Source organism: Sorangium sp. So ce448 (assembly GCF_051520915.1).
Classification (GTDB): domain Bacteria; phylum Myxococcota_A; class Polyangia; order Polyangiales; family Polyangiaceae; genus Sorangium; species Sorangium cellulosum_B.
In genome coordinates, this window is the sequence record NZ_CP150343.1 from 8,487,863 (window position 1) to 8,506,835 (window position 18,973).

14 protein-coding genes are annotated in these 18,973 nt (G+C 74.0%); 8 read left to right on the forward strand and 6 right to left on the reverse strand.

Features of this window, described 5'->3' with window-relative positions:
• Positions 1–35: 35 nt before the first annotated feature.
• Positions 36–725, reverse strand: a complete 690-nt coding sequence (locus WMF45_RS32000) for a RibD family protein (protein WP_437708834.1) — start codon at positions 723–725, stop codon at positions 36–38.
• A gap of 442 nt (positions 726–1,167) precedes the next feature.
• On the opposite strand from WMF45_RS32000, the gene WMF45_RS32005 reads away from it, so the two are divergent.
• On the forward strand, positions 1,168–1,857 hold the full coding sequence (locus tag WMF45_RS32005; RefSeq protein WP_437708835.1) for a hypothetical protein: 690 nt from the start codon (positions 1,168–1,170) through the stop codon (positions 1,855–1,857).
• A 50-nt stretch (positions 1,858–1,907) separates the two neighbouring features.
• Here WMF45_RS32005 and WMF45_RS32010 read toward each other — a convergent pair whose 3' ends face one another.
• Positions 1,908–2,819 (reverse strand): glutathione S-transferase family protein, encoded by a 912-nt coding sequence (locus tag WMF45_RS32010; RefSeq protein WP_437708836.1) that lies wholly within the window; start codon positions 2,817–2,819, stop codon positions 1,908–1,910.
• A 335-nt stretch (positions 2,820–3,154) separates the two neighbouring features.
• On the opposite strand from WMF45_RS32010, the gene WMF45_RS32015 reads away from it, so the two are divergent.
• The 4 genes from WMF45_RS32015 (at position 3,155) to WMF45_RS32030 (ending at position 7,680) form a co-directional block, all read left to right on the forward strand.
• Positions 3,155–4,801 carry a long-chain fatty acid--CoA ligase gene (locus WMF45_RS32015; protein WP_437708837.1) on the forward strand — a complete coding sequence of 549 codons (1,647 nt, stop codon included), beginning with the start codon at positions 3,155–3,157 and terminating at the stop codon, positions 4,799–4,801.
• Positions 4,802–4,874: 73 nt separating this feature from the next.
• Entirely contained in the window at positions 4,875–5,336 is a 462-nt protein-coding gene (locus WMF45_RS32020) for a PaaI family thioesterase (RefSeq protein WP_437323753.1), read from the forward strand.
• A 165-nt stretch (positions 5,337–5,501) separates the two neighbouring features.
• On the forward strand, positions 5,502–6,542 hold the full coding sequence (locus WMF45_RS32025) for a 1-aminocyclopropane-1-carboxylate deaminase/D-cysteine desulfhydrase (protein ID WP_437708838.1): 1,041 nt from the start codon (positions 5,502–5,504) through the stop codon (positions 6,540–6,542).
• 325 nt (positions 6,543–6,867) lie between these two features.
• Positions 6,868–7,680 (forward strand): fibro-slime domain-containing protein, encoded by an 813-nt coding sequence (locus tag WMF45_RS32030; RefSeq protein ID WP_437708839.1) that lies wholly within the window; start codon positions 6,868–6,870, stop codon positions 7,678–7,680.
• Positions 7,681–7,767: 87 nt separating this feature from the next.
• Here the strand turns inward: WMF45_RS32030 and WMF45_RS32035 are convergent, their stop codons facing one another.
• Together WMF45_RS32035 and WMF45_RS32040 are read right to left on the reverse strand one after the other, a co-directional pair.
• The gene (locus tag WMF45_RS32035; protein WP_437708840.1) at positions 7,768–10,059 is read right to left on the reverse strand and encodes a M20/M25/M40 family metallo-hydrolase; all 2,292 of its coding nucleotides are present in this window, start codon (positions 10,057–10,059) and stop codon (positions 7,768–7,770) included.
• A 15-nt stretch (positions 10,060–10,074) separates the two neighbouring features.
• Entirely contained in the window at positions 10,075–12,336 is a 2,262-nt protein-coding gene (locus WMF45_RS32040; RefSeq protein ID WP_437708841.1) for a hypothetical protein, read from the reverse strand.
• Positions 12,337–12,683: 347 nt separating this feature from the next.
• Between WMF45_RS32040 and WMF45_RS32045 the strand changes: the two genes are divergently transcribed.
• The gene (locus WMF45_RS32045; protein WP_437708842.1) at positions 12,684–12,965 is read left to right on the forward strand and encodes a hypothetical protein; all 282 of its coding nucleotides are present in this window, start codon (positions 12,684–12,686) and stop codon (positions 12,963–12,965) included.
• A gap of 34 nt (positions 12,966–12,999) precedes the next feature.
• Here the strand turns inward: WMF45_RS32045 and WMF45_RS32050 are convergent, their stop codons facing one another.
• Both WMF45_RS32050 and yedA read right to left on the reverse strand, forming a co-directional pair.
• Positions 13,000–14,079, reverse strand: a complete 1,080-nt coding sequence (locus WMF45_RS32050) for an SMP-30/gluconolactonase/LRE family protein (RefSeq protein ID WP_437708843.1) — start codon at positions 14,077–14,079, stop codon at positions 13,000–13,002.
• A gap of 146 nt (positions 14,080–14,225) precedes the next feature.
• Positions 14,226–15,410 carry a drug/metabolite exporter YedA gene (gene yedA / locus WMF45_RS32055; protein ID WP_437708844.1) on the reverse strand — a complete coding sequence of 395 codons (1,185 nt, stop codon included), beginning with the start codon at positions 15,408–15,410 and terminating at the stop codon, positions 14,226–14,228.
• A 160-nt stretch (positions 15,411–15,570) separates the two neighbouring features.
• On the opposite strand from yedA, the gene WMF45_RS32060 reads away from it, so the two are divergent.
• Positions 15,571–17,025, forward strand: a complete 1,455-nt coding sequence (locus WMF45_RS32060) for a PLP-dependent aminotransferase family protein (RefSeq protein ID WP_437708845.1) — start codon at positions 15,571–15,573, stop codon at positions 17,023–17,025.
• A gap of 112 nt (positions 17,026–17,137) precedes the next feature.
• On the forward strand, positions 17,138–18,934 hold the full coding sequence (locus WMF45_RS32065; RefSeq protein ID WP_437708846.1) for a hypothetical protein: 1,797 nt from the start codon (positions 17,138–17,140) through the stop codon (positions 18,932–18,934).
• Positions 18,935–18,973 lie beyond the last annotated feature (39 nt).

Below are 18,973 nucleotides of genomic sequence, written 5' to 3' on the forward strand. Positions count from 1 at the left end.
CGCTCGGCGTGACGGCCCCGGGCGGCGCGGGCGCGTCAGTCGGGATAACGCACCTCCCCTCGCAGCAGCACGTTGCCCCCGAGGAGCTCGACCGCCGGCTCGCGCAGGTCGATCGCCGACGCGAGCGGCGCCTCTCCCAGCGCGCCGACCGCGGGGATCGCCGTGTCGCCGAGGAAGCGCGGCGCGATCTCGACCTCCGCGCGGTCGGCGAGGCGCGCGCGCAGGAACGAGGTGAGCACGGCGCCGCCCCCCTCGACGAGCAACCGCCGCACGCCGCGCGCGTGGAGCTCGGCCAGCGCATGCGGCAGCGAGACGAGGCCGCTGTCGTCCGCGGGCACGACGATCACCTCTGCGCCGCGCTCCTCGATCCACGCCTGCGCCGCGCGCGACGCGCGCCCCGCCGCGCCGAAGACGACAACGCGCCCGCCGGCCGGCTGCCCGCTGCCGGGCGGCTGCAGCAGGCGCGCCCCTTCCGGCATGCCGAGGGCGCTCGCCAGCACCACGCGCATCGGCTGGCGCCCCTCGCACCCGCGCAGGGTCAGCCGAGGATCGTCGATCACGACGGTGCGGATCCCCACGAGCACCGCGTCGTGCTCCGCGCGCGCCCGGTGGGCGCACACCAGCCCGGCGGGCGTGCTGAGCATGACGCGCTGGTCCCGGGCCGCGATCCGGCCGTCGAGCGTCTGGGCGAAGTGGAGCGTGACCCGCGGGCGCGGCAGGCTCATGGCACGCTCGCGGGTGCGCGTCCGGCGCGAGCGAACGCGCGGGGGAGAGGGGACTTTGCCGCGGTCCCGAGCCGACAGTGGAGCCTCCGGGGCACGACGGCACTCTAGACCAGAACGTGGCAACCGGGGAGGAGCACGCGCACTCGATCACCCAGCTCCACGCTTTCCCGGAACGCACTCATCTCCGCCCCCAACAGCCTCATCCGTCATCGAGCGACTCGAAGCATCGATGAAGATCAGAGAGACACGGTTCGAGCGTTCTCTGGCGACTCCGACCCTCGATGGGCGAAAAGACGATGTCGAGCGGCGCTCCCACGCGAACACGCAAAGCACCGAGGTCGCCGGAGCGACGCGAACCTGAAGAGCCTCGACTTCTACGTCGACGTGAACTGAGCGCCACCGCTCGCTTGCCGCGCAGGCCCAGGCGCCCTATCGCGCGGGGATGCCGATCAGCTGGCCGGATCTCTCCTCGCGCTGCGAGCGCGCTGGCCTCCCGCTCCGCGGCGGCTTCCACCCGCGCGAGGGCGACGGCGCGCCGGCGGCGGGTGACCTCCCCGCGGGGACGCTGGTCCTGCTCGGCAACGCCGGCCCGTCGATGTGGCGCGCGTTCTCGCGGGCCCGCAAGGACGCCCCTGATCTCGCGCTCGACGACTGGACCGTCGCGGTCGTCTCCCCGCTCGCGGCCGAGCTCGGCGCGACGGCCCTGTTTCCCTTCACCGGCCCTCCCTACTGGCCGTTCCAGCGCTGGGCGCAGCAGGCCGAGGCGCTGTCCCCGTCGCCCCTCGCCATCCTCATCCACCCGCGATTCGGCCTCTGGCACGGGTACCGCGCCGCCCTCGTCTTCGCGGAGCGGCTGTCGCTCCCGCCCCGCGAGGACCTGGCGAGCCCCTGCGTCTCGTGCGCCGGCCAGCCCTGCCTGAGCGCCTGCCCCGTGTCCGCGTTCTCCCCTGGCAGCTACGATGTCGGCGCGTGCGTCGGCCACCTCGACGCCGGGCCGGGCGCAACGTGCATGACCGGAGGGTGCCTGTCGCGCCGCGCCTGCCCGATCGGGCAGGAGCACATCTATCCCGACGAGCAGCGCGAGTTCCACATGCGCGCGTTCCGGCGCGCGATGTCGAGCACGGGCAGCTAGCGAGAACCACGGCGGCGCGGAGAGCGCGCTGGCCGGACGCACGGCGCGGCTCACTCCTTCCTGATGCGATATCCGGCGCGCGGGAAGTGCACCGCGATCTCCCCCACATCCGGATCGCTGCGTCGTATCGTGATCTCGGCGGCCGAGAGCCGCACGACCACGCCCCGGGTCTCCTCTGGACCGTAATCGTCAGCCGTGATCGTCACAGTGTCTCCCGGCGACAGGCCCTCTCCGGTCGCGGTCTCCCCGCCGGCGACGTCGGCCGGCTCGGACGCGCGGGCCGCCGCGAGCGCCTCGGCGGCGGTCATCGCTCGGACGTCGCCGGGGCCGAACGCCTCGATGCGCGCGAACCACGCCGCGAGCGCGGGCCGCGCCTCGATCGCGGCGGACAGCCTGGCGCTCCGATTCAGGAACCAGACCGGGTGAAAGCACGCCGCGTCCGCGATCGAGAACGCATCACCCAGCAGAAAAGGCCGGCCACGGAGCTGGCGCTCCAGCCGATCGAGCGACAGCAGCGCCTGGCTCAGGGCGTGCGGCGCCGCCTGGAAGATCGCGTCCTTGCTGAGCGCCGGCGACATCGCCGCGCGATCGGCCAGGATGCCGGGCGGCAGGACGGCGAACATCTCCACGACCACCGGCGGCACGGCCTGGGACATCAACCGATGATCCGCCCAGTCCTCGATCAGCTCGACCAGCCCGGCCTGGCCCGGCGGGACGCAGGAAGGCTCCGGTCGTATCTGCTCCAGGCGCCGCGCGATGCAGGCCGTGTCACAGTAGATGTCCGCGCCGATCTGCAAGACCGGGATCCGCCGGTATCCCCCCGTGAGCGGCGTCAGCTCCGGCTTCGGCGCCATCATCGGCTGCTCGACCGATCTCCACGCGATCTTCTTGTACGCGAGGATCCGGCGGATCTTCTCCGCGAAGAGCGATAACGGATAGTGGTGCAGGATGAGCTCAGCCATGGACGACCTCGTGCGCTGGCGACCTCTTCGGGTCGGCGTTCGCTGTCGAATCTAATGAGGGCGACCCGCGCCGTTCTTGGGAGATCTTGCGATCCCCCGCCCCCTCTCGAGAGCCCCGGGGCGCCGGATCAGTCCGCCGGCGCGGACCCAGACGCCGCTTGCCCGGGCGCCGCGCGCCCCGCATCGCCCGCGCGCGCCGCATTCGCTGCGCGGCGCCGCCCGCGAGCCGCTAGCCTCCGCTTCGGGGGGCGGCGCCGCGGTCTCGCGGCGCCCTTGAAGAGCCCTCCTGACTCGACAGGTCCCCGCGCCTCGCGCGGGACGAGGAGGCACCGCCCATGCTCGCCGGCCGCATGATGGATTACCCGCTCACGTTGACCCACTTACTCGACCGGGCGCGGACGTACCACGCGCGCTGCGAGATCGTGACCCAGAACCCGGACAGGACCGTCTCCCGCTCCACGTATGCCGATCTCCACCGCCGCGCGTCGAAGCTCGCGCACGCGCTCACGCGGCTCGGCGTCCGCGCGGGCGACCGCGTCGCGACGCTCTGCTGGAACCACGCCCGGCACCTGGAGCTCTACCTCGGCGTCCCGGCCATGGGCGCGGTCCTCCACACCCTGAACCTGCGCCTCCACCCGAGCGAGCTCGGGTACATCGCCTCGCACGCCGAGGACAAGGTCGTCGTCGTCGACCGCTCGCTCCTCCCGCTCTTCCGCAAGTTCGCGCCGGAGGTCCGCAGCATCCAGCGCGTCCTGGTCCTCGACGACGACGGGCCCGTGGATCCGGCGGCGGGCGACGGGCTCGACTACGAGGCGCTGCTCGCGCCCGAGCCGGATCACTTCGACTTCCCGAGCCTGGATGAGCGCGCCGCCGCCATGCTCTGTTACACGTCGGGGACGACCGGCAACCCCAAGGGCGTGGCCTACAGCCACCGTTCGATCGTGCTCCACACGCTGGTCTCCTGCATGCACGACGCGCTCGGCTTCCGCGACCGCGACATCGTCCTTCCCGTGGTGCCCATGTTCCACGCGATGGCCTGGGGGCTGCCGTACGCGGCGATCGCGACCGGCGCGCGGCTCGTGCTCCCCGGCCCGCACCTCGACGCCGCGTCGCTGCTCGATCTCATGGCCAGGGAGCGCGTCACGTTCGCCGCGGGCGTCCCCACGATCTGGCTCGGGATCCTCGCGCTCCTCGACGAGCACCCGAAGCGCTGGGATCTCTCGTCGATGCGCGCCATGGTGATCGGCGGCTCGGCGGCGCCCCCCGCGCTCATCGACGGCTTCCGCGCGCGCCACGGGCTCGTGGTCCTCCACGCCTGGGGGATGACCGAGACCAACCCGCTCGGCACCGTCGCCCACGTCCGGAGCAGCCTTGGCCGCCTCCACGAGGACCCGGCCGCCTCGCTGCAAACGCGCGCGTCGCAGGGTTACCCGGTCCCGTTCATCGATCAGCGCCACGTCGACGCGAACGAACGGCCGCTGCCCTGGGACGGCAGGACGATGGGCGAGCTCGAGGTGCGGGGCCCCTGGGTCGCCTCGTCGTACTTCGGCGGCGAGGGCGAGGACCGCTTCACGAAGGACGGCTGGTTCAAGACCGGCGACGTCGTGACGATCGACGGCGAGGGCTACATGCGCATCGCGGATCGAACGAAGGACGTGATCAAGTCGGGCGGCGAGTGGATCAGCTCGGTCGCGCTCGAGAACGCGCTCATGAGCCACCCGGCCGTCCTGGAGGCCGCTGTGTTCGCGGCGCGCCACCCCCTCTGGGGCGAGCGCCCGCTCGCCGCGATCGTCCTGCGGCAGGGCCAGAGCGCCTCGAAGGAGCAGCTCCACGCCCTCCTCGAGCCGCGCTTCGCGAAGTTCTGGCTCCCGGACGAGTACCTCTTCCTCGAGCGGATCCCGCGCACATCGACCGGCAAGTTCCTCAAATCGAAGCTGCGCGAGGAATTCGCCGATCTCCTGGAGAAGAAGGCATCCGGATGACGCGCTGACGCGCCCGCGCGCCCGGGGAGAAATCGCCGGAAGCTCCCGGCAAGGCGTGTACTACGCTGCCGCCATGGCCGAAGGGGAACCCGAGGATTTCGCCGCCGCGCTGAACACCGCGGCCATCGACGGCTGGATCAGCGCCATGGGTCTCCGGCTGATCCGCGCCACGCGCGACGAGGTGGAGGCCGAGCTCGACATCGGGCCGCAGCACCGGCAGGCCTATGGCATCGTCCACGGCGGCGTCCACGCCGGCATCGTGGAGACGCTGGCGTCGATCGGCGCCGCGCTCCATGCCCTGCCGGACGGCCGCTCGGTCGTCGGGCTCGAGAACCACACGAGCTTCCTGCGCGCGGTCCGGTCGGGGCGGCTGCGCGCCACCGCGCGCCCGCTCGACCGAGGGCGGCGCACCCAGGTCTGGGAGGGCTCGGTCTACGACGAGGAGGGCCGGCTCTGCGCCTCGGGGCGCGTGCGCCTCCTCGTCCTGGAGCCGGACGCGACACTCGCGGGGCAGCGCGCCGGCACGCCCGGGTGATTGCCGACCGCGCGCGCGCCTGACCGCCAGCTCCCCCTGACCCCTGATTGCCCGATCGCCGGCTCGCCTGACCCCCGGATTGCCCGCTCGCCCGATTGCCCGCTCGCCTGAGCGCCTTACACCCTTCGCGAGGTGCCCCCGTTGCGCGACGCAGCCGCCCTTCGGATGATCGACTCCATTCCCCGGCTCGGCTGGGTCGACGCGCCCTCGCCGGTCACGGCGCTGCCGCGGCTCGCCTCCGCGCTCGGCATCGAGTTCCTCGGCGTCAAGCGAGACGACCTCTGCGAGCCCCTCCACGGCGGGATGAAGATGCGGAAGCTCGACTACGTGCTCGCCGCGCCCCCCTTCTCGACCGCGGCGGCGTGGTCCGCGGCGGGCGGCATCGGCTCGGGCAACGTGGCCGCGCTCGTCGCCGCGGCGCAGCGGCTCGGCCGGAGGGTGCACGCGCACCTCTTCTGGACCGACCTCTCCAGGGGCGTGCTCGACAACCTCGCGTTCACCGCCTCGGGCCCGGCCTCGATCCGCTTCTACCCGTCGCGCATCGAGCTCGCGCTCGCGCGCCCGTCGCTCTTCCTGCCGCTCCGCGCCCGGGACGACGACGGCGCGGCGATCGTGCCGCTCGGCGCCACGTCGGCGCTCGGCATGGTGGGCGCCGTGCGCGCGGCGCTCGAGCTCGGCGCGCAGATCCGGGCCGGTGAGCTCCCCGAGCCCGCGCGCGTCTACGTGCCGCTCGGCTCCGGCGGCACCGCCGCGGGGCTCGCCGTCGGGCTCGCGCTGGGCGGCCTGCGCTCGCGGGTCGTGGCCGTCGCCGTGGTCGAGCGCCTCCTCGCCTCGCGCTTCCGCCTCCGCGCCCTCACCGCCGAGCTCCGCGCAGCGCTCGCGCGGCGGGGCGTCGCGCCCGTCCCCCCCGCGGCGCCGATCGACGTCGTGCACGGCTACCTGGGCCGCGGCTATGGCTCGCCCACGCCCGCGTCGCTCGCCGCCTGCGACGCCCTCGCCGGCGAGGGGATCTCGCTGGAGCCGGTCTACACCGGCAAGGCCATGGCCGCGCTCATGGCGCACGCGCGGGAGCGCCGGCTCGGCCCGGTGCTGTTCTGGCAAACCGCGCGGCGCGAGCCCCTGCCCCGGCACGACGGTTTCTGCGAGCGACTCCCGGCCGCGCTGTCGCGGCGCCTCGGCGCCCACTGCGGCGGCGGATCTCGATAAACGACCTACATCTCGGCGCCTGCCCGGCGCTCGTGCGCTGGCGCTCGGCTGCACTTTTCTCCGCTTCGGCCTCGTGCTGCCAGCGCGCGGCGGCAATTTTCTGGATCGCACCGCCATTCCAACGAGATAGAATTGCTGCCTCGCTTGCGCCCTCGGCGACCGTCCATCGCGGCGCTCGTAATGCCGCGGCCCGCGCGCACACAACGCGGGAAACATGCGCAAACCACGCACAACGGACGCGCGGACCACGCGCGGTATCCCCTAAAGAAGGAGTCTTCACATGCTTAGGCCGCTACAGTCGATCTGGTGTGCTCCGCTCGCAACCATGCTGGTGTTGGCCGGGGTCGCGTGTGGGGGCGGCACCGATGGTGCGAGCGACTCCAGCAACAGCGCCGGCGCCGGGTACGGCTCGGGCACGGGCGGCAGCGACTTCGGGTCCGGTGTGTCGGCGGGCGCGGGCAACGGGAACGGCAGCAGCGGCAGCGGCAACGGGTGCAACGCGAGCCTCACGGGCATCGTGCGCGACTTCCGCGCCTACGACGACGGCGAGGGGCACCCCGACTTCGAGACGTTCACGGGTCAGGGCCTGAAAGGCATCGTCGAGCGCGAGCTGGGCCCGGATCAGAAGCCCGTCTATGCGCATGACGGCGGTACCGCGCACACGACCGGGCCCGAGGAGTTCAACCAGTGGTACCGCGACGTCGACGGCGTGAACATGCCGATCCAGTTCACGATCACGCCCGTCGTCGGCGCGGACGGCATTGCCACCTACGAGAACCGGGCCTTCTTTCCCATCGACGAGCAGGGCTTCGGGAACGAAGGAAGGCAGCACAACTACCACTTCACGTTCGAGCTCCACATGACGTTCGTGTACAACGGCGGCGAGGAGTTCAGGTTCTCCGGCGACGACGATCTCTGGGTGTTCATCAACAACCGGCTCGCCATCGATCTGGGCGGCCTCCACGGCCCGCAGGACGACAGGCTCGATCTCGACGCGATGGCGAACGAGCTGGGGATCACGCCCGGGCAGGAGTACGCGCTCGACTTCTTCCACGCCGAGCGGCACACGAGCGAATCGAACTTCACCATCCAGTCGACGCTCGCGTTCACGAACTGCGAACCCATCTTCGTCGACTGATCCGCTCGACTGACCCGCTCGACTGATCCCGCTCCACCTCTCCTGCCCGGCGAGGGCGGCGGGCCCGCTTCCGCGAGCCCGCCGGGGCTAAGGCCGGAACGACCCGCTGACGAACGTCGAATCGGCGAGGCGGTACGGCACGCCCATGATCTCCCTGGGCCGCGGCCCGCGCACGAGCTCGCGCGGGAGCTCGTAGGTCTGGTCCATCAGCCGGATCTCGATCGGCCCGGAGTCCTCGACCTCCAGCGACCACTCGATACCTCCCGGCGGCAAACCCATGTAGGTGAACCCCCAGCGGACATCGCGCTTCGCGTCGGCCGCGCGACCCCGCTCCTCCACGCCCTTTCCGTCCACCTCGGCTCGGATCACCCGGTTCGGGGACGTCACCTCGGCGAACAGCCAGGGGGCTCCCCGGGATGAGGCGATGCGGAGCCGGAGCGCCCGCACGCCGTCGCGCCGGACGTCACCGAGCACCGTGAGCGATGGCGCCGGGAGGGCGAGGGCCGGCGCCTCGCCCTGGCGCGTCACGCGCACGAACGGCACGGCGAACGAGGGCGCCTGCCCGCGATCGTCCGGAAAGTACGCGGCGGTCCACGGGTCGAGGTCTCGGTCGGCCGAGAGCCAGTGGGCCTTCCCGGCGGCGGCGTCGACCGCGTAGGCGAGGCTCGCCGGTCGGGGCCGCGCCTCGGTGAAGCCCGTGGTGGCGCAGGCGACGAGGAGCGCCGTGAGGCCGGAGACGCCGAACGCGAGCGAGAGCCGCGTCGAGACGCCGCCGCCGAGCAGCTCGGCGTGCGGCAGGAAGAGCCCGAAGACGAGCGCGACGGCGAGGGCCGGCACCGCCGCCTTCGGCAGGCCCAGCGCGACGAAGAACAGGTACGGGCCGGGCACGGCGAGCGCGACCGCCGGCACCGCGGTCGCGACGAGGATCGCGGCGTCCGCGAGCGTGAGCGGGGCGTCGCCGCGCCGGATCGTCACCGCCGCGAGCCCGAGCAGGGCGAACGCGAGCGGCCAGGCGAAGTAGAAGCTCGCGCCCGGCATGAGCAGGCTGGCCGCGGCGAGGAGCAACAGCCACAGGAGCAGCGCGCCCAGGGCGAGCTCGCGCGCGCCGAGCCGCCGCCGGAAGAACCGGTAGCCCGCCGCGGAGGCCGCGAGCGCGGCGAGCGCGAGCGCGAGCCGGTACGCGGGCGCGTTGTACGGCTCGAACGGCATCACCCGGAGGGCCGGGTGCACGCTGCGGAGGATCCACGCGAGCCCGCCCACGGCCGCGGCGACGCCGAGGAGCAGCGCCAGGAAGGCGAGGAGCCCCGCGGCGATCCTGCCCGGCGAAGCGGCCCGCCGCCGCGCCGCGTGGAGCACCACGCCCGCGAACAGGCAGGTGACCAGCGCGGCGATCGGGAGCGTCCAGCCGATCGGGTGCGAGACGAGGTGGGCGCCCCACGTGTTGAAGTACACCGCGTCTCCGCGCCCGGGATCGCGCAGGTCGAGCGCGCCGAAGCGCCGCGCGAGCGAGAGCGCGTAGTCGCCGGCGTGCTGCACGCTCCGGAGGTCGAGGTTGTCCACGGTGTCGGACGGGGCATGGTAGTGCGCGGCGTCGTCGGTGAAGGCGAAGTTCAGCCCGGGGATCCCGGCCCGCTTGAAGACGCTGAGATCGGTGCTGTGGCCCATGCGCCGCGCGACCTCGGGGAAGAGCGACGACGCCACCGGGTAGGCCGCGGCGCTGGCGAGCTCGCGGACGGGGAAGGCGTCGCCGGGCCCGGTGTCGAACATCGCGACAACGCCGCCGGCCCCGCGGGCGTCGAAGTTGAGCGCGATCCCCACCTCGCCGCGCAGCGGGTGCTCGTCCATGAACGCCTTGCCGCCGAGGACGCCCCCCTCCTCCGCGTCGGTGAACAGGAGCAGAACGTCGTTGCGCAGCGGGGGGCCGCTCTTCAGGGCGCGCAGCGCCTCGAGGAGCGCCGCCACCCCGCTGCCGTCGTCGGCGGCGCCCGGGCTGCCGGGCACCGAGTCGTAGTGCGCGACGAGCGCGACCGCCCGGGTGCTGTCCGCGCCCGGCAGCCGCGCCACGATGTTCTCGACGTGCGCCGCGTCGTACGGCAGGCCCCACTGCCGGCTGAGGACCGAGGCGCGCTGGACCTGGGGCTGCACGCCGAGCTTCGAGAGCTCCCCGAGCAGGTAGTCGCGCGCCCGTTGGTGGCCCGCCGAGCCGGTGGGGCGCGGCTCGGCCGCGATCTGCACGAGGTGCGCCCTGGCCCGCTCGGCGGAGAACACCTCGGGCGGCGCGCTCGCCGGGATGACGTCGGGAGGGCTCAGCTGTGCGATGCGGAGCGCGACCAAGGCGACCAGCGAGAGGGCCGCGGCGAGGCGAGGAGACCACGCCATGACGGTCCGTCGGCCTCAGCGCACAGGCGCCGGAGGCTCCCCCTGGGCGACGTCGTCCTCGGGCCTGCGCGCGAGGCGCGCGGCCGCGCGCCGGTAGAGCTCCGTGAGCGGCGCGCGGTGCGCGGCGAGGAGCGCCGTGACCCCGGCCAGCCACAGCAGCACGAGCGGCACGAGCGCCGAGGAGGTCGTGTAAACGAGCACGGGGCGGAAGGCGCGCTCGCGCGTGACGAGCTCGCGGCGCGCTTGAACGGCCCGCTCGTAGTCCGGGAGCGACAGCGCGACCGGCGTCACCCCCTCCAGCACCGCGCCTCCAGGGGCGAGCGCGCCGCCGCCCTTGGCCAGATCGTCGTCCTTGGCCCTGCGCACGGCGGCGGGCGCCGGCGCCGCCGACTCGCTGTACGTCGAGTTCCAGCGCTCCGCCCTGTAGCTCCTCGCCGAGACGGCGAAGAGCCCGACCAGGAGCGCCAGGCCGCCCAGGCCGAGCAGCACCACCATCGCGGCGGCGCGTCCACGGCCTCCGAGGAGCCGCCCAGCGAGCCACGCCGCCACCGCCGTCGCGATGCCGACCAGGAGCGCCACGAACGTCGCGGGCGCCAGGAACCACAGGCCCGCCATGAGCACCCCGCCCAGCGCGCGCAGCGCGCGCACGCGCCCGCGGCTCGTCGCCCCGCCGGGGCGGACGGCGATCCACGCGGCCACGAAGCCGATCGCCACCGCGAAGGCGTCGCCGGCGTCCGCGAACCACACCGGCCGGTCGCCGCCGAGCAGCGCGAGCGGCACCACGCGATCGGGCAGCCCGACCGTCAGCGCCACCTCGCTCGCGGTGAGCGGGTAGCTCGGCATCGGCAGCTCCAGGGTCCCTCCGAGCGAGTGCACCGCCGCCTGCGCCAGCGACTGCACCTGGATCGTGTGGCTCCCCGTCTGCAGCGGCACGAGGACCTCCTCCGCGGCCTTGCCCTGGTGCATGATCCGCTGCGCCTTCCCGTCGGTGGCGAGGTAGATCGGCCGCCCGCCCGGCGCGTAGGTCAGGTAATCGATGCCGTTGTTCTCGTAGGTGAGCGCGTCGTCGGCCACGAGGTCTCCGCGCTCGGTCAGGACCAGCTTGCGGCGGTGATCGCGCACCACCGCCGCGAGGACCTCGACCCCCGAGAGCGGCTCGACAGCGACCTCGACGCGCTGCCCTCGCTGCACGAGCAGGAGCCGCGACGTCGCCTGGGTCCGCGGGATCGGCGACTCGGCGGCGTCGACCTGGCGCGCGTCGCCCTTCACCGTGAGGCGGTGCTCCGCGTCGGACTCGAACAGCCACCACTCGTAGGCGGAGCGCGGATCGGGCGAGAAGGCGCCGACCTCCGGGAGCGTGCCCGAGATCTTCATCTCCGCGGCGCGGCCCGAGGTGGGCAGCACGAGCTCGCCGCCCTCGACCCGGAAGCCGCTCGCGCCCGCGACGTCGAGCACCTTCTCCCCGAACGCGAGCGGCAGGCGCACGACGCCGAGGTCGCTGCCCGACCGCATGACGAGCCGGTACTCGAAGCCGATCTCCCGACCGACCCGCACCGCGCGCGACAGCTGGAAGACCGTGGGGCCCGCGCTCTGCGACCCCGCGCCGCCGTCGGGGGTGAAGTGGAGCGTCGCCCCGCGGAGCCCCGAGAGCTGCGCGCCCTCGGCGACGGACCCGCCGGTGATGTCGGCCTCGAACGTGTTGAGCGGACCGGCGACCAGGAGCGTGAGGTCGCCCTCGAGCCACAGGCTGCCCCGGAGCACGAAGCGGCGCGCGGCCGTCCAGAGGTAGTAGTGGTCGTCCTCGAAGCTGATCGGCGCGGCCTCGCGGCGCGACGCGGGCCGTCCATCGTCGAGCGTGGCCTCGATGCGGAGGTGCGCCGGCGGCCCGAAGAGCGGCACGGCCACGGGGCGGTCCGTGAGCACGCCGCCCGAGAGCTCGAACTGGAGCGGCCCCTCGCCCACCGCGCCCGTGATGCGCAGCCGATCGAGCGCGTAACAGCGCTCCTCGCAGCCCCCGGAGCCGCCGCGCTGGTCGACCCAGCGAGAGAGCATCTCCAGCTGTCCAGCCCACGAGTCCGGCGGAGGCCCGTGCGCCTGCGCCTGAGCCGCGGCGCCCTTCGCCGCGGGCGTCGCTGGCGCCGCGCCCGCGGCAGGCGCCGCCGTCGGCGCGTCAGGCGCCTGCCCCATCGAGAGCGACGGAACGACGAGCAGCGACAGCACCACGAGAAGCCACAACAGCGTTGGTGGCGTGGCCTTGTTCCAGCGCGCGAGCGACATAGGGTGACTCCCTTCCTTGACCTGCCGAGCGAACGCGATGGCCGCCGCAGCGTCCTCATCAAACAACCTAGGGAAAAACGACGGCAACAAAATCGACATGAGGCCTTGACAGTTAACGCGTCGCGTCGCAGTGTCGTGGCGTCGCGATTGTGCCTCCGACGAAGCCACAAGGTGGCTCTGTTCGCGGGCACGGCCGTGCGGCGGGGCTCCCCTCGCTCCAGTGCACATCGCGTCTTGCGAGCCCGCGAGAGCGGGCGACGCGCGGGGCACGGGGGCCAACGCTGGATTCATCATTTCTGTACGCCCGCGGTCGTCGCGGGGGGACATACCGAAGTGGGAGGCAGACCATGAGTGAGACCCAGAGCATCACGGAGCCGAAGGCCGAGAACAGCGTGAACGGGAGCGCCGGGCCCGCGCAGGCGGTGGACGCCGGCGCCGGGGCGCCGGTCAAGCCGCCGTTCGTCGAGACGCTGCGCGAGCTGGGCACCTCCTGGGCAGGGGTGGCCATCGGTTACGGGCGGATCGCGCTCGAGGGCGCCGCGCGCGCCCTCGAACGATCGGCGGGGAAGCTCGGCGAGCTTCAAGAGAAGCTCAAGAAGGGCGAAGTGGCCGCGGAAGGCGCCCGCTGAGCCTCCCCTCCAGCGCGCCGCCGAGGAGCGTCCATCACGGCGCTTCTGGCGGCGCGGGGACCGGCGCGCCGGCGATGCCGACGGCAACAGCGTAGATCGAGCCGGCTGCGCCTCCGACGTAAAGGGTCCTCGCATCGAACCCCGGGCCCGCGCCGAACTGCGCATTGGCCACCCCGGTCGGGAAGCGCGCCAGCAGCTCGGCCTCCCCCAGAGCGGCGCCGCCCGCGTCGAGCCTCACGCGATAGAGCCTCCGGTTGCCGTTATCGACCGTGTAGAGGTGACCACACGTATCGAGAACGAGTCCGTCGAGCACGGACGAGGCGACCGTGACCACGAGCGAGGGAGGTTCGCCAGGGTTGTTCAGGTCGATCTTGCGGATCTCGCCGGCAGAGGAGTTGGTGTAGAAAACCGCCCATCGCGCCGGGTCGAAGACGATTCCGTTCGGCTCGCTCACCTCGGGGGCGCCGCTCGCGATCTCGTCGATCGTGGCATCGGGGTTGAGGCGCACCACCCGATCGCCCGCGAGGTCGGTCGCCCAGACGTTGCCCAGCGCGTCCGGAGCGAGGCCGTTCGGGTCCGTGAGGCCTGTCACGTAGTCGTCGACCCTTCCGGTCGCCGAGATCTGGACGACGGCGCCCTGGTCCGGCAGCGCCGCCACGAGGGTCCCGTCGGGCCGGTACCGGAGCCCTGGCACGGGGCCCGGCAGTGACGCGAAGTTCGAGGTCCGGCCCGTGGCGTCGAAGCGAACGAGGTTCGGCCCCTGCTTGGCGACGAGGTAGCCGCGGCCGTCGAACGCGAAGTCCTCGCTGCCGCTGAACACGGCCGTGACCAGCGCCGGCTCGAAGGGCCCGGACGCGAGCGCCGCGCACTCGCCGCTCGGCCCCGCGCCAGCGCCGACAGCCGCCCCGCCGCCTTCTCCGGCGCCCACCGCCGCGCCGCCGCCCTCTCCGGTGCCCGTGGCCGCGCCGCCGCCGCCGCCGCCTTCGCCGGCGCCCGCGGCCGACGTCGCGCTCGCCCCGCTGCTCGATGCAGCGCCGACGTGGCCGCCGCTGCACGCCGACGGCGCCCCGAACAGGAGCAGCGCCCGGCCGAGCAGCCGGTACCCTCTCTTCATCTACCTGGCCTCCTCGCTGCGCACACTACACGCCGCCCACCGCATTGCCTACGGTCGACGGCGCGCGCCCGGGGCGCAAAGGCGGCCGGCGCGACGCGCCGTCGGAGCGGGGTGGGGTGGTGGCCCGCGAGCGCAGCGCAGCGCGTCTAGCGCCGCGAGACGATGACGACGCCGGCGCCGACGATGGCCGCCGCGGCCCAGGTCGTCGCGGAGGCCCGCTCGCCGGCGACCAGGACGCCGAGCGCGATGGCGACGATCGGGTTCACGTACGCGTAGCTCGTCGCGATCGCCGGGCGCGTGCTCCGGAGCAGGTACGTGTACGCGCTGAGGGCGATGATCGATCCGAACACAGCCAGATAGGCGAGCGCGAGGAGCGACCGCGACGAGGGCGCCGCCGCGAGGTGCTCACCCGAGAGCGCGCTCACCGCGAGCATCACCGCGCCGCCCGCGAGCATCTCCGCCGCGACCGCCATCGGCCCTTCCGGGAGCGGCAGCGAGCGGCTGTACAGCGAGCCGAGCGCCCACGACACGGGGGCCAGCAAGATGAGCAGGGCCCCGGCGTGCGCCGCGTGGAGATCACCGCCGAGGTGGAGCAGCGCCGCGCCCGCGAACCCGACGAGGAGCCCGATCCACTCGCGCCGGGAGACCTCCGGGGCGCCGGCGGGCGCGTGGACCGCGCGCGCGGCGCCCCGGCCTCGCGCGGTGGCGAAGAGCGCCAGCCAGAGCGGCATCGTGGACACCACGACCGCGGCGACGCCCGAGCTCACCCACTGCTGCGAGACGACGACGAACCCGTTGCCGAAGACGAGCAGCAGCACCCCGACCCGCGCCGCCGCGCCCCACTGCCGCAGCGTCGGCCGCGGTGCGCCGCGCAGCCGGAGCACGCCGTAGAGCAGCGCGCCGGCCGTCATGAAGCGCGTCCCGGCCAGCAAGAAGGGCGGCATCGTCTCGAGCGCGACCGAGACCGCCAGGTACGTCGAGCCCCAGATCACGTACAGCGCGAGGAGCGAGAGCAGCACCAGCCAGCTCCCCCGCGCCTTCGCCAGCGCCGCGCGCGCCGTCTTCCCAGCCTCGCCTCTCGCCACCGCGATCTGCGCCGGCTCGAGCGCCTCCACCACGAGGAGCCCGCGCCCCTCGCCTCCATAGCTGGAGCCGGCCTCCAGCACCACGTCCTCCGGCTCCCCTTCGCGGGTGATCCAGACCGCGCCGGCGGTACAGCTCAGGAGCAGCGGGCCGCCCCGCAGGCGGTGCGTCCACAGGCGCCCCTTCCCGAGCTCGATCCGCGACGCCTCCCGGCGGCGCGATGGCGGCTCCGAAACAAGTGAGGTCAATTTCATGCCCCGAAGGGTGGGGCCAAGCGAGCGACCGGTACAGAGGCAGTCGGCTGGTAATTGAGGCCGGTACAGTTTCCGGAACAGGCGACTGTGCTGGTCCTCACACCCGGCAGCTGTACCGGTACCGCAGGGCCCGCCCGGCTGTACACTTCGTCTCGTGCAGGTGCAGGCGCCCATCGAAGCCGAGGACGAGGCCCACCTCTACGACCGCGTCGCCGCGCACATCGCGGATCTGATCGCGCGCGGCGCGCTGCGGCCGGGCGACCGGATCCCGTCGGTGCGGCGGCTCAGCCGGCAGCAGGGGGTCAGCGTCGCGACGGTGCTGCAGGCGTACATGCAGCTCGAGAACCGCGGGCTCATCGAGGCGCGCCCGCAGTCGGGGCACTACGTCCGCGCCCGCCGGGGCACGGCGCTGCCCGAGCCCCGGGCCGCGCGCCCCTGCACGACCGCCACGCGGGTCAGCGTGAAGAGCCTCGTCTCCAAGGTCTACCGGGCGTGCCGGGACCCGCACATCGTCCCGTTCGGCGCGGCGTGCCCGAGCCCGGAGCTCCTGCCGACCGACAAGCTGAACCGGATCCTCAGCGCGATCGCGCGGAGCGCGGGCGGCGCCGGCGTCTCGTACGATCCGCCGCCCGGCCTGCCGGCGTTGCGGCGGCAGATCGCCCGGCGCTCGGTCGAGTCGGGCGTCGCGCTCTCCCCCGACGACATCGTGACGACGGTCGGCGCCATGGAGGCGCTCCACCTCTGCCTGCGCGCGGTCGCCCGCCGGGGCGACACGGTCGCGCTGGAATCGCCGGCGTACTACGGGCTCCTCCAGCTCATCGAGAGCCTCGGCATCAAGGCGATCGAGGTCCCGTCGCACCCCCGCACCGGCATGGACCTCGACGTCCTCGAGGAGATGCTGGGCCGCCACCGCATCAAGGCGTGCCTCGCGATCCCGAACTTCAACAACCCCCTCGGCAGCGCCATGCCCGACGAGGCGAAGGAGCGCCTCGTCGCGATGCTCGCGCGCCGCGAGGTGCCGCTCATCGAGGACGACATCTACGGCGACCTGCACTTCGGCGACGTCCGCCCCCGCCCCGCCAAGGCGTTCGACAAGAAGGGCCTCGTGATGCTCTGCTCGTCGTTCACGAAGACGGTGGCGCCGGGCTACCGGGTCGGCTGGACGGCGCCCGGCCGCTTCCTCGACGAGGTCGAGCAGCTCAAGTTCGCGCAGAGCGTGGCGACCGCGACGCTGCCGCAGATGGCGATCGCCGAGTTCCTCGAGATCGGCGGGTACGACCACCACCTGCGGACGCTCCGGCGCCGGCTCGCCGCCCAGGTCGCGCGCATGAGCGAGGCGATCGCCGAGCACTTCCCGCCCGGCACCCGCGTCTCGCGCCCCGCCGGCGGCTTCGTGCTCTGGGTCGAGCTGCCGCCCGGCACGAGCGCGCTCGACGTGCACGACCGCGCGCTCGAGCACGGCATCAGCGTCGCGCCCGGGCCGATCTTCTCGGCCAAGCACCGCTTCTCGAACTACATCCGGGTGAACTGCGGCTACCCGTTCACGGAGCTCAGCGAGCACGCGGTCCGGACGCTCGGACGGATCTGCGCCGAGACCGCCGAGGGATGACGCGATGGACGGCCGCGGCCCCGGCGGCGGCCGGCGCGCCCTGGATGCCGTACCCGCGCTGAAGTAGAACCTTCCCTCTCGATCGAGCGCCCGCCCCGACGAGCCCACGCCCTTGCGCCCCCGACATCCCGCGTCCCTTCCTTCGCCCTCGCCGACGCCCGCGCTGCGGCCTGCGCTCCCGATCCTGCCTGCGCACCGCCCGTCCGAGCCCGCCCGCGCCGCGGCGCCATCGCTCCCCCGCACGGCCGCGGCCTGGGCGCTCGCGGCCTCGCTCGCCGTCCTGCCCGCGTGCGGCGCCGGGGCGATCGCCGCCCTGGGCGCGCCGCCGCCGGAGACGCTGCGCGCGCTGCCGGATCGCATCGACGGCAGCACCCTCCTCGGCGGGGACGCGCAGCGCGCAGCGCAGGCGGGCGCGAGCGCGCTCCGGGTGATCGGCGCGGACATGGCGTCCGACGGCGATCGGCTCGGCGCCTTCGTCGAGGTGCCCGCCGGCGAGTGCATGCTCGCGATGGCGCGGGTCTCGCCGACGATCAGCGACGTCGACCTGTTCGCCTTCGAGGACGACGGCAGCGCCTTCTCGACGGACGAGGCCGCCGACGCGCGCGCGTCCATCCTCGTCTGCCCGCCGCACCCGCGGAGGCTCTATGTCATGGCGCGCGTCATGTCGGGCGCCGGGGCGGTGAGCGTCGGCGTGCAGAGCGTCCCGGTCAAGGCGGCCGACGCGGTCGCCCGCGCCGTCGGCGCGCGCGGCAGGTCCGGCGACGAGAGCGGGCGCCTCGAGTCGTGGCCCGGCCTGGAGGCGAAGGTCAGGGCGCGCCGCGCCGCGGTCGGCGCGCGCTGGGACGACGTCCGGCGCGTCGCGCTGCCCGTCGGATCGAGGACCGCGAGCCGGATCGGCGCCACGCTCGACGGCGGCCGCTGCCTCGACGTGCTCGTCTCCCCGAGCGACGAGGTCGCCTCGCTCGAGGTGGTCGCGGAGGACGAGACCGGCAGGGTCGTCGCGCGCGCGCGCGAGCGGGGCCAGGATCGCTCGCTGCTCCTCTGCTCGGCGGTCTCCGTCGAGCTCTCGATCGCGATCCGCTCGCGCGGCACGCAGGGCCTCGTGGCCGTGGTCGTGAGCCGCTCGCAGCCGGGCGCCGAGGCGGAGATCTCCGGCGCCACGCCGATCGAGCGCGTGACCGAGGGCCGCGACCTCGTCGAGGCGCGGGCGGACCACGCCCGGGCGCTCGCCGGCCGCGGCTACGGCGCGCCGCGCGTGTCGACCGGGGCCGCGCGGCTCGGCAGCCGGACGACGCTGCCGATCGAGCTGCCGGCCGGCTGCGCGCGGATCGACGTGCTGGCCGGCAAGCCGCTCGCCGACGTGCTCGCGGAGCTCTGGAGCGAGGGCCACGCCCTCCTCGGCCGCGCCCGGGGCGGCGCGCGCGCGACGCTCTTCACCTGCGGTCGCGGCGGCCCCGCCCGCGTCGACGTCGAGTCGATGGCGCAGCCTGGCCCGTTCGCCGTGGAGGTCCGCAAGGAGCCCGAGGCCCCGCCGACGCTCGTCGCCCATCCGCTCGCCGCCGCGAGGCTGCTCGGGCGCATGAGCGCCGCCGGCCCCGCCGACGCCGCGGGGGCGGCCGGCGCGCAGGCGGTGGCGCTCGACGCCGCGCGCCTCAAGATCCTCCCGCTCCCGATCCCGGCCAACACGTGCGCCGAGGTGATCGCGGCGCTCGACGCCGACGGCGCGGGCGTCGATCTGCGGCTCGTCGACACCTCGACGGGCGAGAGCTCGCTCGCCAGGGCGCGGCACGTCGTGTCCGACAGCCGCTGCGCCGGCCCGGCGGCCGTCCCCGCGTCGATCGAGCTGCGCCTCGCGGACGGCAAGGGAGACGCGCTCGTGCTGATCCGCACCTCGCCCAGGTCGCGCTGAGCGAGCAGGCGCCGAGGCGCGAGCGCTCGACCACCCGCC

Coding starts and splice junctions, on each gene's coding strand:
- WMF45_RS32000 (WP_437708834.1), bottom strand. CDS start 725: ATGAGCCTGCCGCGCCCGCGGGTCACGCTCCACTTCGCCCAGACGCTC.
- WMF45_RS32050 (WP_437708843.1), bottom strand. CDS start 14,079: ATGAAGAGAGGGTACCGGCTGCTCGGCCGGGCGCTGCTCCTGTTCGGG.
- WMF45_RS32005 (WP_437708835.1), top strand. CDS start 1,168: ATGCCGATCAGCTGGCCGGATCTCTCCTCGCGCTGCGAGCGCGCTGGC.
- WMF45_RS32020 (WP_437323753.1), top strand. CDS start 4,875: ATGGCCGAAGGGGAACCCGAGGATTTCGCCGCCGCGCTGAACACCGCG.
- WMF45_RS32045 (WP_437708842.1), top strand. CDS start 12,684: ATGAGTGAGACCCAGAGCATCACGGAGCCGAAGGCCGAGAACAGCGTG.
- WMF45_RS32010 (WP_437708836.1), bottom strand. CDS start 2,819: ATGGCTGAGCTCATCCTGCACCACTATCCGTTATCGCTCTTCGCGGAG.
- WMF45_RS32040 (WP_437708841.1), bottom strand. CDS start 12,336: ATGTCGCTCGCGCGCTGGAACAAGGCCACGCCACCAACGCTGTTGTGG.
- WMF45_RS32025 (WP_437708838.1), top strand. CDS start 5,502: ATGATCGACTCCATTCCCCGGCTCGGCTGGGTCGACGCGCCCTCGCCG.
- WMF45_RS32030 (WP_437708839.1), top strand. CDS start 6,868: ATGCTGGTGTTGGCCGGGGTCGCGTGTGGGGGCGGCACCGATGGTGCG.
- WMF45_RS32035 (WP_437708840.1), bottom strand. CDS start 10,059: ATGGCGTGGTCTCCTCGCCTCGCCGCGGCCCTCTCGCTGGTCGCCTTG.
- WMF45_RS32015 (WP_437708837.1), top strand. CDS start 3,155: ATGCTCGCCGGCCGCATGATGGATTACCCGCTCACGTTGACCCACTTA.